Source organism: Halanaerobium saccharolyticum (genome assembly GCF_004362045.1).
In the GTDB taxonomy this organism is placed as follows: Bacteria; Bacillota; Halanaerobiia; order Halanaerobiales; family Halanaerobiaceae; genus Halanaerobium; species Halanaerobium saccharolyticum_C.
Genome location: NZ_SNWX01000002.1, coordinates 179,741 through 198,158, shown reverse-complemented (window position 1 = coordinate 198,158; position 18,418 = coordinate 179,741). Strand labels below are relative to the sequence as shown.

Below are 18,418 nucleotides of genomic sequence, written 5' to 3'. Positions count from 1 at the left end.
TAAATCAGTTACTATAATTAGTAATAATTATATAACTTTGATCAAATTGTAATACTTCGAATTCACTTTTTATATTATTTAAATCCCCCCTGATCTGCTGCCAGTCTGCAAGTTCCATCATAACTGCAAATTTATCCTGCTTAAGATAATTTGAAAATTCAACCCGATCCTCAATCACTTCCGGCCAGAAATCAAGATAAATACCAAGTGCATCAGAATCACCATCATACTTATATGTAGCAATTTTATTAACGCTCTGGACATGTAAATGCTTCAATTCTGCAGCAGTTTCTTTAAGAGTATAACTTTGATTAAAAGGCTGAGCCATAGAAAAAGAGAAATTGAGCAGAAAAACTGAAAACATTATAATAACCAGATATGAAATATAATTATACTTCTTTTTAAATAGAAGAAATATCCCTGCTATTCCTCCCAGAATCCAGGCTATAATTGTTGGCATCAGAAGACTTTTTAATGCTATTCCATTTAAGTTTTGAGGAATAAAAAAGCTGCCTACAGCAAAAAATGCAAAAGTAATAACTGCTGGAATTATAATATAATATTTAGATGCCCGCTGATTCGAAATCTCTTTAAATAAATAAGCAACCAAAAGTGCTCCAGCTGGATAAATTGGTAAAAGATATATATCAAGCTTACCACTTATTAAAGAAAACAAAATAAAAGTGACAATAAACCAGCTGAGCAAAAACTTTATAAATTGAGGCAGTTTTCTCCTGTTTTTAAAACAGTAAATAAATGTTGAATAAAGAAAGAAAGACCAGGGTAAAAAAGTAAAAGAAAAAGTTGTTAAATAATAATAAAATGCTTTCTGGTGAGCAAAAGAATTAACAGTTCTACCAAAAGTCTGGATAACTAATAATTGATATGCATATTCTTTTCCCCCTTTAATTAAAGCAGGAACCAGCCATAATAAAATTACACCTATAAAAATTAAAATACCCTTTTTTAACTGTAAATTTTTAAATTCACTCAAATCTTTTTGAATTAACAAATAAACAGGAATAACAACTAAAGGAATTAAAAATCCAGCTGGGCCTTTGATCCATGTTGCCAGGGCCATAAATAAATAAACCAAATAATAGAACCTATCTCTCCCTTCTGCTTCTGAAGAATACCCCAGATAAAAAGAAAATAGAGCAGAAATAATAAAAAATCCCATTAAATGATCCATTCGCACTGTAATTGAGAGAGCAAAAAAGTAAAAAGTTATCATTAAAATTAGCGCCGATAAAAATCCGTATCTCTTATTAAAATTTAAACTACCCCAGAAAAAAGTAACTATTGCAATTAAGATTCCCGAAATTAAACTAATCATAACCATTGCGGTTACCGAATAACTCCCGGCCAAAAATCTACTGAGATTTAAAAAGTGAAAATAAAAGGGAGGTTTATGAGAATACAAGTTTCCTCCAAAATGTGGAACCAGCCAGTTTCCAGTATCATACATTTCTTTAGCAACTTCAACATATTTCATTTCTTCTTCCCAGTGTAAATCTCTATAAAATGTAGCTGGCAAATAAATAGCTGCACCACAAATTATAATTATTAAAATATACAGATAAACTTTCTTGTGCTTATTTATTGATTTGATTGAACTTCCCTCCCTCAAAATTTAATAATTTTATTGATATTTATTTCTATTCAACTAAATGATAAACCAGATTATATCCATTTGAATGATATATAACTTTTTTCTGGACAAAAATATCTCTGATTCTTTTTAAATCACTGTCCCGGACTAGAATAACCGCTTCTTGCTTTTCTTGAAGATAATTAATAAGTGTTTCTTCATTACCTAGGTCTTTAATAAAAAAGTCAGTATAAACAGCCAGAGTTTCAGGCTGTCCATATCTAAAAGCAGCAATGTTTTCAATATTCTCCTTTTCTCTGAGCTCTTTTAATTCTTCACCAATTGGTCGTTTACTATAACTCTGGCTTGCTGTAGGAACTATTACAAGACTTAAATTAAGAGAAAAAATCAGCATCAAAGCTGGTAGAAGATAAATTAGAGATAAATATTTGTTTTTAAAATATAAAGCCGCAGCTGCCAATAAAATAAAAACAGATGCTATAATTGTTGGCTTTAATAAATTCCTAAGATTATAACCTTCAATATTTGCGGGAATAAAAAAACTGCCGGCTATAATTACTATTATGGTTAACAGAACTGGAATAACTATAAATTTTTTATTATCCTGATTAACTATAATCTGCTGACATAAATATGCAATCAAAATTGAAGCCGCCGGATAAATTGGCAGCAGATAAAATACTAATTTACCACTAAAAATAGAAAATAAAAGCAGAGGCCAGAAAAACCAGCTTAATATAAATTTAAGTTCTGGATTAATATTTCTGTAATATTTAATTATGTAAAAAAAACTTGAAATTAATAAAAATGTCCAGGGTAAAAGAGTTAGTGGAAGTGTAGTAAAATAATAATAAAAAGGCTCACTGTGGGCAAAAGAATTAACCGCTCTCCCAAAAGTCTGCAGAACTAACAATTCATAAATATATTCTTTACCACCAAAAATAAAGGCAGGTATTAACCATAATAAAATTACTGATAAAAAGATAATTAATCCCTGAACCAATTTGATTTCTTTTAATTTTTCTAGCTTATTATCCCAGATAAGAAATCCGAGAATGGTTATTAAAGGAATCAAAAATCCAGCAGGCCCCTTAATAGCAGTTGCAAAACCAATAAATAAATAAGTTAGAAAATATAAATAGTCTTTTTGATTTTGATATGCTTTAAAAAAAGTAAATAAAGCAGCTGTTATAAAAACCATCATCAATAAATCCATTCTTACAAATATAGATAAACTAAAAAATAATACAGTTGTGGCTAAAATTATACCGGCTAAAAAAGCATATTTCTCTTCTAAAAAAGATCTAGCAAAATAAAAAGTCAGTAATATAATTATTATCGCTGAAATAATACTGGGGCTAACCATTGCTGACGCAGAATACTCACCAAAAATTTTTTTAGTTAAAATTAAAAACCAGAAATAAAAGGGAGGTTTATCTGTATAATTTCTACCACCAAGCTGTGGAACAAAATAATCGCCACTATTCTCCATCTCTCTGGCAACCTCTGTATATCTTAACTCATCACGATAGTGAAGATCTCGATCCAGAGTTGAAGGAACAAATAAAATAATACTAAAAACAATTAGTATTAGCAGATAAATATAAGTATCCCTTAATTTATTATTAAATAAAGACACGCAAACCCCTCCTTTTTTGAACTCCAATTTCTAATTAAAAGTAATTAATAAATTTTCTGAAGCCAGTTAACTTCCCTTTCTAAAGCTTCTTTAAAGGTAAGCTGAGGAGAATAGCCCAGCAGTTGATCTGCTTTACTAATATCTGCAGCAGTATGCTTAACATCACCCTTAACTTTGTTTGAATAAATGATTTTTGGAGCACTACCAATTATTTGTTTCATTAATTCAAGGCTCTGATTCAATTTAACAGTATTAGTCCCCCCGATATTAATAATTTCTCCAGCCGGAGCTTTTTGAGCTGCAAGAATATTAGCACGGGCAATATCACCTACATAAGTAAAATTTCGGCTTTGCTCACCATCACCAAAAACATTAATGCTTTCTCCCTGCAAAAAAGCCTTAATAAATATATGAAAAGCCATATCAGGTCTCTGGCCTTCACCAAAAACAGTAAAATATCTTAATGATACTGTGGGTACCTTAAAATTTTTATAATATAAATAGCAGAGATTTTCTCCAGCAAGTTTTGAAACACCATAAGGTGAAACCGGCTGCAGCCTCTGTTCTTCTGTCATAGGTATTTGATCAGTATCACCATAAACCGAAGATGAAGAAGCATAAACAAACTTTTTTAATCTTTTGCTTTCTTTTGCAGCTTCTAAAAGTTTTTGAGTCAAGAGAATGTTATTTTGATTATAAATTTTAAAGTCCTCTCCCCAGCTGGAACGGACACCTGCCTGTGCTGCCTGGTGATAAATATAATCTACATCTTTTATTAACTCTTCTAGATCTGTTTTTAAAAGATCTTTTTCAATAAAAGTAAATTTAGGATTATTTAAAATTTCTTTTATGTTGTTTTCTTTTAATTCTCTGGCATAATAATCTGTAAAGCAGTCTACACCTATGACTTCTTCGCCCTCTGCCAATAACTTTTTAGCTAAATTTGATCCTATAAAACCTGCTGACCCTGTTATTAAATGTTTCACCTATAAACACCCCTATATTTTATTATCTATTATCAACTTAAAAAGTAATCTTCTATTTTATTAATCATCAATTCAAAAGTATAATTTTTTTCAAAAATGCTTTTTGCTTTTTTTCCCATTTCTTCTTTGTTTTTGCTTTTAATCATTCGAAAAATATTGTCTGCTAATTCATTTCTATTTCTTGGAGAAAGATAACCTGTCTCTCCATCTATAACTAATTCATCTATACTAGGAATATCAACAGCTACTATTGGTTTACCAGCAGCCATCGTTTCTAAAACAATCCAAGGACATCCTTCATATAATGCAGTATGTACAACAAAATCAATTTGTTTCAAAATTGATGGTATATCCTTACGAAAACCCGTAAAAATCACTTTATCACTCAAATTTAATTTATTCACAATATCTTTATATTCATTAATCCTATTACCTTTTCCAACAATCAAAACCTTAAATTTGGTGAATTCATTCTTTAAAACACCAACTGCATATAGCAAATCTTGTTGTGCTTTCTGATTTTCAAGTCTTCCAATATTAGCTATCAATAGTTCATCATCTTTAATATTAAATTCTTTCCTTAAATTTGAATCTGCTTTTGACTTCAAAAAATCTGACTTTTTTACTCCATTATAAATCAACTTTATTTTACTGTTCGAAATAACATTTTTTGGAAGTTTTTCGAAGCTTTTTTCTAATGTTGTTCTAGAAATCGCCATAAAATCGGTTATAAACTTGTTTAAAAAAATTCTATTATAAAAATGATTATTTATTGGTTTGGCTAAAGCTCTTCTATAGATAATTCTTTCAACTCCAGCCAAATATCCAGCCACAGATCCAATTTTAAAATGTGAAGATTGACAAAAAAACATTACATCTATTTTTTCTTTTTTTAAATATCTACTTAGTTTGAATATTTTTATTGGATTTAAAAAAGTACCACTATTTATCTTTTTTCACTAGCATTGCATAAAAATATTTAAGAAAAGTCAAGTTCGATTTTTAGCGAAAATACTTGCTTAAATTAGAAAAACTCCTTATAATTGGGATTAGGATAGTCTTTGTCCAAATCCCAAAAAATAAGGAGCATATACTATGGACAAAGATATCACAGAAACCACATTTAATCAACTACTTGTTTCAATAAATTTTAATTTATTCTCAAAAATTGTTACTGAACTTGAACTGGATAAATATACTAAAAAACTTACAACAAAAAGATTATTCTTAATTTTACTCTATGGTCAGCTTGAATCTGTTAGCTCTCTTGACAGTTTAAGCATTGATGTCAGCAATAGGTCTGATCTTAAAAAAGAAATTGGCCTGGACTCTATAAGTGCCTCTCAGCTTTCAAGAAAATTAAGAGATATTCCACCAGTGATCTTTGAAGAAATATTTAATCAGATTAAACTTGAAGCTCTGGCAAAAAGAGGTTCTAATTTCTACAGAAATAATCTTGGCCAGCTAAACATCATTGATGCATCAACTGTCTCTATGGCTTTAAGTAATTATCCCTGGGCTGATTTTAGATCAACAAAAGCAGGAATTAAAATACATACCCGCATTATTTATGATGGAGAAATTATGCCTGATAAAGTTGAGATTACTCCAGCTAAGGGTGCAGATAAAACCAAGATGGATAATCTCATTGTTCAGGATAAAAATACTCTCCATGTCTTTGATAGAGCTTATGTTGACTATAAAGGCTTTGATAATTACTGTGATGCTGGTATTCTCTTTTTATCAAGGCTTAAGAGTAATGCTAAAATTAAAGTTCTAAAATCTAAAACTGTAATTATTGATGGCCAGGAAGTTAAAGATTCGATTGTTCTTTTAGGTGATAAAAAACAGGACAAACAGATGGATAATATCTTAAGGATCTTAGAAATACCTGACAGAGAAAACCCTGGCAGTACAATTAGATTAATTACAAATGACTTTGAACATTCTGCAGCATTAATCAGCAGATACTACAGAGATCGCTGGCAGATAGAGATTTTCTTTAAGTGGATCAAACAGCATCTGCATGTTAAAGTCTTTTATGGACACAGTGAGAATGCTGTTAAATCACAGATATTTACTGCTTTAATCAGCTTTGTATTACTTACTCTCTTAAAAAGAGAAGCCAATACAGATAAGAGTTTATTTAAGGTGCTTAAATATTTTAGAGCCTGTAAGTTTGAGAGTTTAAAAGCTTTTATCAGAAAGATAAATCGACCACCATCACGCTCGTCTAAAGGTCGGAGAGTGATAGATTACGAAAAAATCTATCAGCTACTAGAAAGGCAGGTGATGGCAGGAGAAACAGAGCTTTTATATTCAACAGAATTCAATCCAGTAATTCTGTAAAAAGAGCAAATATATTATGGTAAAATGTGGATAAAGACTATCTCTTAATACTCCATTATCTCTTTTTCTTAAAAAAGGATAAGGTAGTGACTGAATATTCTGTAGATAGTATATGTTCTCAATAACTTAAATTTGACAATGCTTAAATATTTTTATGCAATGCTAGTGATCTTTTTTATAAAGTCAACATCAAGTCCAGCTGATTGACATCTCTTATGGAAAGGTGTATTTTTTACAGCTAGTATTTTAACATTATATCCTCGTTTCAGTAATTCTTTTGCAGTTTTATAATGCCAACCCTCAACTCCTCCCCAGATAATACCTGTGTTCAAAAATAATATATTTTTCATTTTTTTACTCCCCATTTATTTCTATAGAATTAAGTATCTTTTCTCCTCGATCTTTCCACTTCAGTGAGCTGTAATCATTTATGATCTTTTTAGAAATATTAGCTTAATTGTATAATGAACTTGAACTAATTAAAAATTTAATAAAAAATGCCCATAGTGGCCCAAACTGTAATATAATTGAATTACCACAAACAAAAACATTACAGGAGGGTGCACACTATGGACTACTTAAATGATACACCAAATTCTCGAAAAAATAAACACCTAAATGCTTATGAGCATGGTCAAATTGCATTACTACATTCAAAAGGAATGTCAGCTTCTGCTATTTCTAAACGCTTAAATAGAGCTTCTAATACAGTCAGAAACGAATTGAAACGTGGTACTGTTTCTCAAATCAAGGCTAATAAAACTGTTGAAATCTACTTTCCAGACACTGGTCAAAGAGTTTATGAGAATAATCGTAAAAATTGTGGGCCTAAGTTTAAACTCTTAGAATGTTACAATTTCATAGAACATGTGATAGATGAATTCTACAACTCAGATCATTCAATTGATTCTATTTGTGGTTCAGCTAAACTGCATAATAAATTTCCGAATTCAGAGATGATTTGTACTAAAACTCTCTATAACTATATAGATGCGGGTCTACTTGAGATTAAAAATATTGATCTGCCACTTAAATTGAAACGTGCTTCAAAATCAAGACGAATTAGAAACAACAAAAAGAAGTTAGGTACCAGCATTGAAGAACGTCCTGAAAGTATTAATAACCGCAGTGAATTTGGCCACTGGGAAATTGATACTGTTATTGGCAAAAAGACTAAAGAGCAGGCAGCATTACTTACTATGACAGAACGTACTACTCGCTCACAAATTATTTGTAAGATTGCTGACAAGAGTTCTTATTCTGTTCAGGAAGCTATGACAACTCTGATCAAAGAAACTGGAAACCTATTTTCTACAGTTTTTAAAAGCATTACAAGTGACAATGGTTCTGAGTTCTCAGAGCTAGCAAGAATAGAAGAAGTAGTTGATACGAGAGTTTATTATACCCATCCATATTCATCCTGGGAAAGAGGCACAAATGAGCGTCACAATGCTTGATAAGAAGATTTATACCTAAAGGTAGAAGCATAAATGAATTCTCAATTAAAGCTATTGCCAGAGTTCAAAATTGGTGCAATACTTTACCAAGAAAAATATTGGGATATTTAACTCCAAATGAAGCTTTTGAAGATCAACTAAAACAAATTCTATACAATTAAAATTATTACAGTTTGAAATTAGTTCAATTTAACATTGCAATTTAAGGAAAAATTCTATCTTAAAAAATATAATATTTTTTTGTAAATTCTCTGTAAATTAAAATCAATTTTGCGTCTAAGATTATTAGTCCTTTTTTCTGTTAGCATACTTGAAAAATCGCCGCTTAAACTTCCCTGTCTTGCTATTGGTGGATCAATCCAGTAAATATTAATTATATTTTCTTTAGAACAATCAATATGAAACCAATCAATAGGTTTGTCATATTTGTTTTTTTTAATGTAATTAATCATATTCTTTGCAGCTAATTTATCAATAGCATATGCCCCTGCCAGACGACCTTTTTCTTTTGAATATAATAACTTATTTTTTTCTTTCTCACTTCTTTTTACATATCTCAAATTCGAGTCTTCATATGAGATAAGAATATTTGATAATCTTTTATTTTTGACTTCATTAATGCTGCTTTTAAATAGATTATTAAAATTATCAAATAATTTTATGTCATCTTCCAGTATTAAACCATAAGAAATATTATCCTCTATAATTCTTTGATAAGCTTTCAGATGCTTTATCGCACATGAAGTTTTAGGTTGTATTTTATTCATTTCTCCGACAAAATATTTGTTTAATAGCTCCTTATTTAAGTCTTCCACATTTCCTTCTAAAATATATTCATATTCAAAGTCAATTTTTTTTAATTGTTTCTCAATATATTTTTTTCTTTCATTATTACCTTTCACATGTATTATATAAACCTTTACCTTTTTACATAAGTTATTCATCTAATCACCATCCTTTATAAATCAATAACTATATCATTGTTAAATAAAAAAATAAATATAGAAATAAAGAAGACAAATGTTAAACCTATTTCTGAACCATGCAAAGTTAAATCTACCATATTATGAAAAGCAGTAGCAGCAAATATTCCAGAAAATGAAACAGTATAAAGATCTTTTTTCTTTTTTAATCTAATAGCTATATACTTGAGATTATAATAAATCAAATTAAAAAAAGCTAATAACCCTGCAATTCCTAACTCTACAGCAATATTGATATATATATTGTGAAAATTTCTATATCTGTCAATTAATTGTGGTAAGTCATAAAAATCATAAACTACAGCAATATTATTAAATCCAATACCTAATAAAAAATTATCTGCGAATATTTTTAGTCCATATGTATACATTAACCATCGTTGTTTTACATTATTACTTTCAAAATTTGCTAAATCTTTTAATCTAGATAAAAAATTGTTTGGTAGAGCAAAAACAACCAAAATTATAACAAGAATAAAATACATTATAGCTTTTTTATTTTTTAAAATTGAGACAACAAACAAACCCACTATCAATGACAATAAAGCCCCTCTTGATTGAGTAGAAAAAAGAGCAAAAAAGCCTAATAAACCTGAAAAAAATGAAAGTCCTTTAATTTTTAAATTTTTAGCAAATAAAAGGCCTGTATAACTAAATATTATAAACATAACCATCATTCCGCCTAGACGATTTGGGTTATGTGTAAAAGCACTCGGCCGATTCATTCCAACAAAAAAATATAAATATGTTACATAACCAGCACTTATTAGATTAGATATAATGTAAATGATTAATGAATTAATAATATCTTTTTTTGTTTTAAGAATATTGTTAATTAAAAAATATAAAATTACATATTTCAAATAAGGACTTATAAAAGAATCAAGCACTCTATATTTATCATAAGCTGGTATTAAAGATATTAATATAACAAATGAAAAAATAATTATTCCTTTATCTAAATTATTTTTTAGTAAATTAAAATCTTTTTTTATTAATATTCGAATTAATGATAATAAAAAAAGTAAAGCAATAACCGTATTAAATCCTCCTATTGAAATCGGAAGGGTAAATATAAGTAAATATAAAAGTCCTTTCAATAATAAATCTAATTTATCTATCACTTTATCTTTATTAATTGACAATAATTTCCCTCCTTAATTTTAATGCTAAATAATTTTTTTAAATTTATCCATCATAATACTAATTTTGTAATTATTTTCTATAATTTTCCTTCCGTTTTTTCCAAAATAATCTTTATTTTTATGATCTATCATTTTCAATACATTAAAAGCTATATCTTCAACATTCCTAGCTTCAGCTAAATAACCACTTTCACCATCAACAACTATCTCCGAGATATTACTAACATCAGTACTAACAACAGGTATCCCTGCTGCCATTGCTTCTGCAATTACAAAACCAAAACCTTCCCATCTTGCAGTATGTACTAAAAAATCAAGACCTGGTAAAATATTATAAACATCATCTCTAAAACCAGTAAAAATTATATAATCATCTAATTCTTTCGCACTAACTAAATTCTTTAATTCTTCTTCTCTTTCTCCATCACCAATTATTAAAACAACAAAGTCATTTCTTTCTTGCTTTAATAATTCTACAGCTTCAATTAAAAATTCATGCCCTTTTTGATAACTGAGGCGCCCAATATTTCCTATAATCATCTTATTATCAGCAATTCCAAATTCCTGTCCTATATCAACCGGGTTTTCTAATGCCTTATCAATCTTAGCCAAATCAATCCCATTATAAATTAACTCAATTTTATCTTCATTTAACCAATGTGATGTGTTCCTTAATATTGTTTCTTTAGTAGCTTTAGAATTAGCAATAATATCTGTCACACACTTAGTTAACAAATATTTATTATAAAATCTATCTTTAATCGGGATTGCACTACCACGCCTATAAATTATTCTATCCAAACTAGCTAATTTACCGGTAATCCCACCAAATTTCAAATCCTGGGACATATTCAAAAACAATATATCAATATCTTTTTCTTTCAAAAAATTTTTAAATCTGAAAACTTTAAACAAGTTTAAAACTGTTATTCCGCTTTTAACTTTAACTTCTTTAGTTTTAATTCCTGCTTTTTCTGCTCTCTTAAATAATTCAGTATCACTTCCTGTAGCAATATAAACATTAAATTCTGGATCTTCATTTAAAATTTTAGCAGTTGTAAAAGTCCATTTTTCGCCACCACCCCAAACAGGACAGGTATTTAAAAATACTATACTTTTCATAAATTCCCATCTCCAAATTTATTTAGTTCCCATAGTTTAACACTTTTAAGAAATTGATAATATGCTGATAAAATAGATAAAATCAAACCCTGGCTTCCAAGCAAAAATCCTCTTTTTAATATATACTTTTTAACAAATTCTAGAAAAGGTCTACTTAAAATATAACTGATTCCAACTGTTTTGCCAGCACTATATTTCTTCTCAGCATCAAGAGTAGTATATTGATTCATTTTAGATACATAACTTTCCAAATCTTTATATGTATAATGAATAAAGTCATTTTTTAACCTATCAATTCTTCCATTTATTTGAGGTGACTCGTGTACTAAACCCTTGTATTTATATTTGCTCCTAAATAATCTTAAAGTATAATCAGGATACCAGCCGCAGTATTTAATCCATTTACCTAAAAAATAATTTTTGCGGGAAATTTCATAACCTTCTACCTCAGGCTTATTTAAAACATCTTTTATTTCATCTCTTAATTCCTCAGTTACTCTTTCATCAGCATCAATAACAAAGACCCATTCTGTTTCAATTTTATCCAGTCCAAAATTTCTTTGAGAGGCAAAATCGTTAAATTCATTTTCATAAAAATCTACTTTATCATACTGCTGACAAATTTTCTCTGTTCGATCATCACTATAAGAATCAATTACAACAACCCTTTCGATCCAGTTAATGCTGTCCAGGCAGTCAGCTATATTATCCTCCTCATTATAAGTTAATACTAAAGCTGTAAGGTTTTTCATCATATCATTCCCCCATTTTCAATTCTTTCGACCATTATCTCAGGGCTCAGCTCCCGCATGCACTTAAAATGCTCAAGAGGACATTCGTGCTCACCACAGGGACGACATTCCAGGCCGGCATTTTTAATCACAATATTTTTGCCGCTTCCTCTGGGAGCATACTTTTTTTCATCAGAAGGTCCAAATATAGCGGCTGTATTAGTTCCAACTGCAGCAGCCACATGAACCGGTCCTGTATCACCACTAATTACTAACCTGGCTTTTTTTAAAACAGCAGCTAGCTCTAATAAAGAAGTTTTACCGCTTAGATTATAGAGCATCTTTTTATTCCCAATTTTATTTAAAATATAACTTACTCTTTCAGTATCAGAGGGGCCGCCGACAAAAAGAATTTTATATCCTCTCTCCATCAGCTGATTGGCAACTTCTGCAAAATATTCTTCCGGCCAGCGTTTTGTTTTCCAGCTGCCACCTGTATTTAAAACAACAAACTCATCTTTTAGTCCAATTTTCTTCAGCTTTCTTTCTGCACTCTGCTGATAAGCTTGACCAACACTTAAAACTGGAAAAGCATCTTCTTCAAAACTGAAATCTTTTTTCTTATCTTTAAAATAATTTTTCAGCAGTCGACTCTGCTGCATTTGATTTAAAAATTCAAGGTAAAATTCTATCATATGAGAAGATATATCTTTTTCAACTTCCTCATCTAAAAATAATCCTCTGCCCTTACCTCCATAACCTATACTTTTATCAGCCGAAATTAGTTTTAAAAGCAGAGCAGTTCTCCAGTTTCCCTGAATATTAATTCCCAGTTGATAATTATTCATTTTCAGCTTTTTAGCAAACTTATAAGATCGGGCAGGAGTCCAATCTTTATTATAGCTGTAAACATGATCTAAATTGAGATTAGCTCTCATAATTTCTGCGAAATTACTATTTGCCGCCAGATCAATCCTGGCCTCAGGAAAAAGCTCCCTTAAACCTGCAAAAAATGGATGCGCAAATAACAAATCTCCCAGATATAAAAGATCAACCACTATTATTCTTTTGATAGTTTTCATAATAACCATTCCCCATATAAAATAGACCATCCAACTTTGAGATAAGAATTGAACAGGTTAAATTAATGTTAAAAGAAATTAAATGATTTTCATATTAACTGAATGTTTTAGGCTAATCATTTAATTTCTTTTTAGCTATCCTGAGCACCTGTTCAACACTTATCGACTTCATACACTGCATCTTCCGGCTGCAGTGCCTGTCCCAGCAGCGAATACATTCTAAACTATTATCCTGAATCACAGTATGCCCCTCACCAAAGGGACCATTGGTTTCTGGGTCAGTAGGTCCCATTAAAGCTACTACAGGTGTCCCTACTGCTGCTGCAAGATGAGTAGGCCCGGTATCCCCACCAATATATAAATCTGCCCGATTATAGACCTCTGCTAATTCCTGCAGATCAGTTTTTCCAGCTAGATTGCTATAACTCTCTTCATTAATAGCAATAAAATTATCAATAGCTTCTTTATCATCTCTGCTTCCAGTAAATATAACATAATAACCGTTTTTAATAAGTTCATTGGCCAGACTAAAATAACGTTCCAAAAACCAATTTTTAGACTCCCAATTTGTAAAGGGGTTGATGATAATATTTTTTTTATTAGTAACAATTTTATGTTCTTCAAAGAGCCGGCTTACTCTACTTTTAATAATCGGAGTCATTTTAAGTCCATAATTTATTTTATTCATCTCAGCAGCAAGAGCTCCAGCAAAATGAAGATATTTCTTTATTCTATGAACTTTGTTTTCTGGAACATCTATTTTTGCCTGATAAAATAAAGTGCTCAACTCTCTTCCGTCAGCCGGTCCCATACGCAAATCAGGATTAACCAAAAAGGAACTTATAGAGCTCTTAAAAAGACCCTGCAAATCTAAACCAATATCATAATTTTCAGCTCTCAAATCTTTAAAAAATGAAAAAAATGACCTAAGACCTTTGATAACATCTTTTTTTATTAATTCTTTCCAGCGATCACGAGGTAGAATAATTACATTATCTAAATACGGATTCAAATCAACCAGGGGATAAGACTGCTCTTCAACAAGCCAGTCAATCTGAGCATCTGGATATTTCTGACGTAAAGCATAAGCAGTAGGTAAAGAATGAATTACATCCCCAATAGCACTCAATCTTACAATTAATATTTTCTCCACATCATTATCCACCATTATAATCTTCTCCCTGCTTTAACAGCACATCAACAAGCTGCAGCTGTTTTCTAACTGAACCACGATTTTGATCAATTAATTCCGCAGCTTTTTCTGCTCTCTGCTTTCGATATTGATCGTTAGCCAGCAGCTGATAGCATTTTTCAAAAAAATCATCAGCATTTTCTATTTCAAAGGCTACTTCATTTTCTAAAAGAAAATCTCTTTCCTCTTTAAAATTATACATACTCTGACCAAATAACACAACTTTTGCTCTGGCAGCAGCCTCAATTACATTATGACCGCCACGATCAATTAGAGAACCGCCAATGAAAACTAAATCAGCATAAAAATAAAGTTGAGCCAGCTCCCCCATAGTGTCAATAATAATTACATCTGTATCCTCTGCCAGCTGAATCTCATTTCTTTTAAGTTCCGAATAGAGCACCGCTGCAGTTCCCTTTTCCCGACAGAGATCTAAAAGGTCTTCCCTGCGTTCAACATAGCGGGGAGCAAGTAAAACCTTCAGCTTCTCAAAATCTGGTTTAAGCTGCTGGTAAAGGTCTATAATCATCTCTTCTTCACCCTGATGAGTACTTCCGGCAACCAGTACTTTTGTCTGATCCTTGATTTGGAAAAGTTTTCGTTTTTGAAAATATTCTTCTTTGGTTGGTAGGTTCAAATCAATATCATATTTTAAATTTCCATTGATACAGACATGATCTTCTGCTGCTCCAAGTTCTTTGATTTTCTCCGCCGCTTCCTGATGCTGCATACTAAATATATCAACTCGCTCTAACATATCTTCCAAAAGTGAACCCAGATATTTATACTGTCCAAAAGAATCATCACTGATTCGGCCGCTGGCCAGCATAATCTGTGCACCCTGTTTATCCAGGGCCCTGATTAAATTGGGCCAGAGTTCAGTCTCAATCATAATAAATAGATCCGGCTGAAAAATCTTAACTGACTTTTTAACAACCCAGTTTAAATCAAAGGGTAGATAAATAATTAAGTCAGCACCCTTAATTTTCTTTTTAGCCAGATTCTTACCGCTGGCAGTCATTGTAGAAAAAATGATCCTTGCTTCCGGATGCTTTTCCCTAATCTCAGCCGTTAATTTTTGAGCTGCAAGAGTTTCTCCTGCAGAAGCAGCCTGAATCCAGATCACCCGTGGTGCTGGAAATAAAAGGTCTAAATTTTGATCATAAAAAGCAAAACGCTCTCTTAAATTAAGTTTTTCTCCACTCTTTTTGCTCTTAAAAAAATAATAGGGAAGTAAAAAAACTGTCAAAATAGACAATAATGAATTATAAACAAAATACATATTTCTCCCCCTCCAGAATACTAAAAAATTTATTCCTCAAAATTTAACTGTATGTCTTCCAGCGTTTGTGAAGCCACATCCAATCAGCAGGCTCTTTTTTGATTTCTTCTTCGGTCAGTTCAAGCAGAGACTGCAGTTCTGCTTTCAGTTCTGTTTCCGGAGCATCTTTATCAATTCTCCGGGGTGGATAACATTTAAGTTTATGTTTTAGCCAATCCTGACGGTGAAAAAAAGCTGGAACAATTAGAGCACCGGTTCTCTGAGCAAATTTTACAGCACCAGGAAATGTCAAAGCAGGCCGATCAAAAAAGTTAAGTTCCCAGCCATCCTTTCTCGCATGCTGATCTCCTAAAATAGCTAAAATTTCATTAGCTTTTAAAACTTTAAATGCCTTTCTAATTGAAAGACCTTTTGGAATAATTCCCACACCAACATTACTTCTGATTGCATTTATCTTCTCATCAAAAAGAGAATTGTTTTGTTCCTGAGCAATTGAATGAACTCTATACCCTTTAAGTGCTAAAACAGCTCCCATCAGCTCCCAGTTACCAAGGTGGGCTGTGTATATAATAACTCCTCTTTCTTCTTTTAAAGCCTGTTCAAGATATTCTAAACCCTCAAAATTAACCATTTCATCTATATCGTTCTCTGTAAATTTATCTTCCATTAAAAATTCAGTAAAATCGTATCCCAGATTTCTATAAACTTTTTTTATTAATCTTTTCGCTTCTTGATCATTTGTATTTAAAGCTCTCTTTAAATTTAAACGAGAATGTTCCCGCCGCTCCGGTGTAATAAAATAAGCTAAAAAAGCAATTAACTTTCCTAAATAACGACCGGCCTGATCAGGAAGTTTTTTTAAAACAAATCTGAAAATATTATATAAAAAAATACTGAGTTTATCCTTCATTTTTAACCTCTTTTAACTTTCATAATTTCAAAATAAAATTTATTTCTAAAAAACTTTTGCGCGCAATAAGTCCTGGAAATTGAGCATAGCTACCGGCTTCTGATCTTCTACAACAGGTAAATCATTAATTTCTTTGGCCTCCATAATCTGTAAGGCCTCTGCTGCCAGTCTGTCCGGTGCAATAGAAATTGGATCGACAGTCATGTAGTCTTTAACCGGACGATCAATAAAATCTGATGATTTTTCTAAAAGTCGGCGGATATCACCATCAGTGATTATTCCCTTCAGCTTACCTTCCTGATCAACAATAGAGGTTGAACCCATCCGGCTTTTGGTCATTTTAAATAAGGCTTCCCTGACTGAAGTCTCAATCTTTACCACCGGGTTCTGCTCTCTGATTTTAATTACATCTCTAACTTTGGTCAGCAGTTTTCTCCCCAGAGAACCTCCAGGATGATAAAGCGCAAAATCTTCGGGGGTAAAACCATGGTAAGTTGAGAGTGCAATTGCCAGGGCATCTCCCAGTGCAATAGCAGCAGTTGTACTGGCAGTAGGTGCCAGGTTATGAGGACAGGCCTCTGTAATTACATCTGCCTTCAAAATTAAATCGGCATGTTCAGCCAGGGTTGAATCACCATTACCTGTCAGAGCAATTAGAGTTACCCCAATTCTCCTCAAAGAAGGGATTAAGGAAATCACCTCATCTGTTTCCCCACTATTGGAAACAGCAATTACTACATCACCTTCTCGAATCATCCCCAGATCACCGTGTAAGCCTTCTCCTGCATGGACAAAAAAGGCTGAAGTACCCGTGCTGGAAAATGTTGCAGCCAGCTTTTTGGCCACCAGTCCTGTTTTGCCAACTCCAGTGAAAACGACTCTCCCTTTTGCATCAATAATCAGTTCCATTGCCCGTTTAAAGCTGCCGTCCAATTCTTCTTTTAATTTTAAGACTGCCTCTGCCTCTATCTGCAGGGCATTTTTTGCTTCTTCAATTCCTTTTCTTAATTTATCATCTCTACTGGTTTTTGTCATTTTATTCACCCGTATTTAATAATTTATTTCCTCACAGTTTTTCATCGCTGAATCAATTGCCAGACCCTGCTTTAAAATTCCTTCCAGCTGTTCTAAGGGAATCATATTGGCACCATCACTTTTAGCAACAGCGGGATTATCGTGAACTTCCATAAATAAAGAATCAATCCCGGCCGCCAGTGCAGCCCTCATTAAATAAGGGACATATTCTTTTTCTCCACCTGATTTATCTCCAGCGCCTCCGGGAAGCTGGACAGCGTGAGTGGCATCAAAAACAACCGGATAACCAGTTTTGCGCATCCGGGGCAGTGAACGCATATCTACCACTAAATTATTATAACCAAAAGAAACTCCTCTTTCGGTCAGCAGAATCCGCTCATTATTTGTGCTCTCAATTTTATTTATAACCTGATCAATATCCCAGGGTGCCAGAAACTGGCCCTTTTTAACATTGATTATACTGCCTGTTTTACCTGCTGCGGTCAGCATATCTGTCTGTCTGGACAAAAAGGCAGGAATCTGCATGATATCTAAAACTTCAGCCGCTGCTGCTGCCTGCTCTGGTAAATGAATATCCGAAATCACAGCTAAGTCAAATTCTTTTTTAACCTTCTCTAAAATTCTTAAACCCGCTTCCAGTCCCGGTCCCCGGTAGGATTCTATAGAAGAACGGTTGGCCTTATCAAAAGAAGCCTTAAAAACATAGGGAATTCCCAGCTTTTCTGTAATCTTTTTGATTCCTTCTGCAATTCTCAGCACTCTATCTTCTTCTTCAATTGCACAGGGACCTGCTAAAAGTACAAATGGTCTTTCCTGATCACCAAATATAATATCATCATTTAATTTGACCTTTTTTTGCATTATTTACCTCCATCTCAAATTTAAATTTCTCT

Annotated in this window: 16 protein-coding genes and 1 pseudogene; 2 read left to right on the top strand and 15 right to left on the bottom strand. The window is 31.9% G+C overall.

Annotation, left to right across the window (positions count from 1 at the left end; genetic code table 11):
- Nucleotides 1-4: 4 nt before the first annotated feature.
- From DFR79_RS02335 to DFR79_RS02320, 4 genes are read right to left on the bottom strand one after another with little or no spacing between them, the layout of a single operon-like run.
- Nucleotides 5-1,630 (bottom strand): ArnT family glycosyltransferase, encoded by a 1,626-nt coding sequence (locus DFR79_RS02335; protein ID WP_166637943.1) that lies wholly within the window; start codon nt 1,628-1,630, stop codon nt 5-7.
- A gap of 28 nt (nt 1,631-1,658) precedes the next feature.
- Nucleotides 1,659-3,251: an ArnT family glycosyltransferase gene (locus tag DFR79_RS02330; protein WP_166637942.1), complete on the bottom strand. Its 1,593-nt coding sequence runs from the start codon at nt 3,249-3,251 to the stop codon at nt 1,659-1,661.
- A gap of 44 nt (nt 3,252-3,295) precedes the next feature.
- Nucleotides 3,296-4,237, bottom strand: coding sequence for an NAD-dependent epimerase/dehydratase family protein (locus tag DFR79_RS02325; protein WP_133513889.1), 942 nt, complete (start codon nt 4,235-4,237; stop codon nt 3,296-3,298).
- 32 nt (nt 4,238-4,269) lie between these two features.
- Nucleotides 4,270-5,058, bottom strand: a complete 789-nt coding sequence (locus DFR79_RS02320; RefSeq protein ID WP_166637941.1) for a glycosyltransferase family 4 protein — start codon at nt 5,056-5,058, stop codon at nt 4,270-4,272.
- Between the two features lie 274 nt (nt 5,059-5,332).
- Here DFR79_RS02320 and DFR79_RS02315 point away from each other — a divergent pair, with 274 nt between their 5' ends.
- On the top strand, nt 5,333-6,586 hold the full coding sequence (locus DFR79_RS02315; protein ID WP_108143050.1) for an IS4 family transposase: 1,254 nt from the start codon (nt 5,333-5,335) through the stop codon (nt 6,584-6,586).
- Nucleotides 6,587-6,738: 152 nt separating this feature from the next.
- On the opposite strand, the gene DFR79_RS02310 is transcribed toward DFR79_RS02315, so the two are convergent.
- Nucleotides 6,739-6,936, bottom strand: coding sequence for a hypothetical protein (locus DFR79_RS02310; protein WP_133513887.1), 198 nt, complete (start codon nt 6,934-6,936; stop codon nt 6,739-6,741).
- A gap of 219 nt (nt 6,937-7,155) precedes the next feature.
- On the opposite strand from DFR79_RS02310, the pseudogene DFR79_RS02305 reads away from it, so the two are divergent.
- Nucleotides 7,156-8,204 (top strand): annotated as a pseudogene (locus DFR79_RS02305) (IS30 family transposase).
- Nucleotides 8,205-8,258: 54 nt separating this feature from the next.
- Here DFR79_RS02305 and DFR79_RS02300 read toward each other — a convergent pair.
- From DFR79_RS02300 to kdsA, 10 genes are all read right to left on the bottom strand, one after another.
- Nucleotides 8,259-8,987: a glycosyltransferase family 25 protein gene (locus DFR79_RS02300; protein WP_133513886.1), complete on the bottom strand. Its 729-nt coding sequence runs from the start codon at nt 8,985-8,987 to the stop codon at nt 8,259-8,261.
- Between the two features lie 14 nt (nt 8,988-9,001).
- Nucleotides 9,002-10,171, bottom strand: coding sequence for an O-antigen ligase family protein (locus tag DFR79_RS02295; RefSeq protein WP_133513885.1), 1,170 nt, complete (start codon nt 10,169-10,171; stop codon nt 9,002-9,004).
- A gap of 24 nt (nt 10,172-10,195) precedes the next feature.
- Nucleotides 10,196-11,293: a glycosyltransferase gene (locus DFR79_RS02290; protein WP_133513884.1), complete on the bottom strand. Its 1,098-nt coding sequence runs from the start codon at nt 11,291-11,293 to the stop codon at nt 10,196-10,198.
- Complete coding sequence (locus DFR79_RS02285; protein ID WP_432207091.1) at nt 11,290-12,045, bottom strand: glycosyltransferase family 2 protein; 756 nt, start codon at nt 12,043-12,045, stop codon at nt 11,290-11,292. The genes DFR79_RS02290 and DFR79_RS02285 overlap by 4 nt, the downstream gene beginning before the upstream one ends.
- Nucleotides 12,045-13,106, bottom strand: a complete 1,062-nt coding sequence (gene waaF / locus DFR79_RS02280) for a lipopolysaccharide heptosyltransferase II (protein WP_133513962.1) — start codon at nt 13,104-13,106, stop codon at nt 12,045-12,047. The genes DFR79_RS02285 and waaF (DFR79_RS02280) overlap by 1 nt, the downstream gene beginning before the upstream one ends.
- Before the next feature lie 112 nt (nt 13,107-13,218).
- Nucleotides 13,219-14,274 carry a lipopolysaccharide heptosyltransferase II gene (waaF, locus tag DFR79_RS02275; RefSeq protein ID WP_133513882.1) on the bottom strand — a complete coding sequence of 352 codons (1,056 nt, stop codon included), beginning with the start codon at nt 14,272-14,274 and terminating at the stop codon, nt 13,219-13,221.
- A complete protein-coding gene (locus DFR79_RS02270) occupies nt 14,264-15,580 on the bottom strand; it encodes a 3-deoxy-D-manno-octulosonic acid transferase (RefSeq protein ID WP_133513881.1) in 1,317 nt (438 codons plus the stop codon). Before DFR79_RS02270 ends, waaF (DFR79_RS02275) begins: the two co-directional genes overlap by 11 nt.
- Before the next feature lie 43 nt (nt 15,581-15,623).
- Nucleotides 15,624-16,490 (bottom strand): lysophospholipid acyltransferase family protein, encoded by an 867-nt coding sequence (locus DFR79_RS02265; protein WP_133513880.1) that lies wholly within the window; start codon nt 16,488-16,490, stop codon nt 15,624-15,626.
- A 45-nt stretch (nt 16,491-16,535) separates the two neighbouring features.
- On the bottom strand, nt 16,536-17,525 hold the full coding sequence (locus DFR79_RS02260) for a KpsF/GutQ family sugar-phosphate isomerase (protein WP_133513961.1): 990 nt from the start codon (nt 17,523-17,525) through the stop codon (nt 16,536-16,538).
- A 15-nt stretch (nt 17,526-17,540) separates the two neighbouring features.
- The gene (gene kdsA / locus DFR79_RS02255; protein WP_133513879.1) at nt 17,541-18,386 is read right to left on the bottom strand and encodes a 3-deoxy-8-phosphooctulonate synthase; all 846 of its coding nucleotides are present in this window, start codon (nt 18,384-18,386) and stop codon (nt 17,541-17,543) included.
- Nucleotides 18,387-18,418 lie beyond the last annotated feature (32 nt).

What these genes read in the sequence shown, in the direction of transcription:
- DFR79_RS02315 (WP_108143050.1), top strand. Translation starts at nt 5,333, where the DNA reads ATGGACAAAGATATCACAGAAACCACATTTAATCAACTACTTGTTTCA.
- DFR79_RS02290 (WP_133513884.1), bottom strand. Translation starts at nt 11,293, where the DNA reads ATGAAAAGTATAGTATTTTTAAATACCTGTCCTGTTTGGGGTGGTGGC.
- DFR79_RS02265 (WP_133513880.1), bottom strand. Translation starts at nt 16,490, where the DNA reads ATGAAGGATAAACTCAGTATTTTTTTATATAATATTTTCAGATTTGTT.
- DFR79_RS02300 (WP_133513886.1), bottom strand. Translation starts at nt 8,987, where the DNA reads ATGAATAACTTATGTAAAAAGGTAAAGGTTTATATAATACATGTGAAA.
- DFR79_RS02260 (WP_133513961.1), bottom strand. Translation starts at nt 17,525, where the DNA reads ATGACAAAAACCAGTAGAGATGATAAATTAAGAAAAGGAATTGAAGAA.
- DFR79_RS02270 (WP_133513881.1), bottom strand. Translation starts at nt 15,580, where the DNA reads ATGTATTTTGTTTATAATTCATTATTGTCTATTTTGACAGTTTTTTTA.
- kdsA (WP_133513879.1), bottom strand. Translation starts at nt 18,386, where the DNA reads ATGCAAAAAAAGGTCAAATTAAATGATGATATTATATTTGGTGATCAG.
- DFR79_RS02310 (WP_133513887.1), bottom strand. Translation starts at nt 6,936, where the DNA reads ATGAAAAATATATTATTTTTGAACACAGGTATTATCTGGGGAGGAGTT.
- waaF (WP_133513962.1), bottom strand. Translation starts at nt 13,106, where the DNA reads ATGAAAACTATCAAAAGAATAATAGTGGTTGATCTTTTATATCTGGGA.
- waaF (WP_133513882.1), bottom strand. Translation starts at nt 14,274, where the DNA reads ATGGTGGATAATGATGTGGAGAAAATATTAATTGTAAGATTGAGTGCT.
- DFR79_RS02285 (WP_432207091.1), bottom strand. Translation starts at nt 12,045, where the DNA reads ATGAAAAACCTTACAGCTTTAGTATTAACTTATAATGAGGAGGATAAT.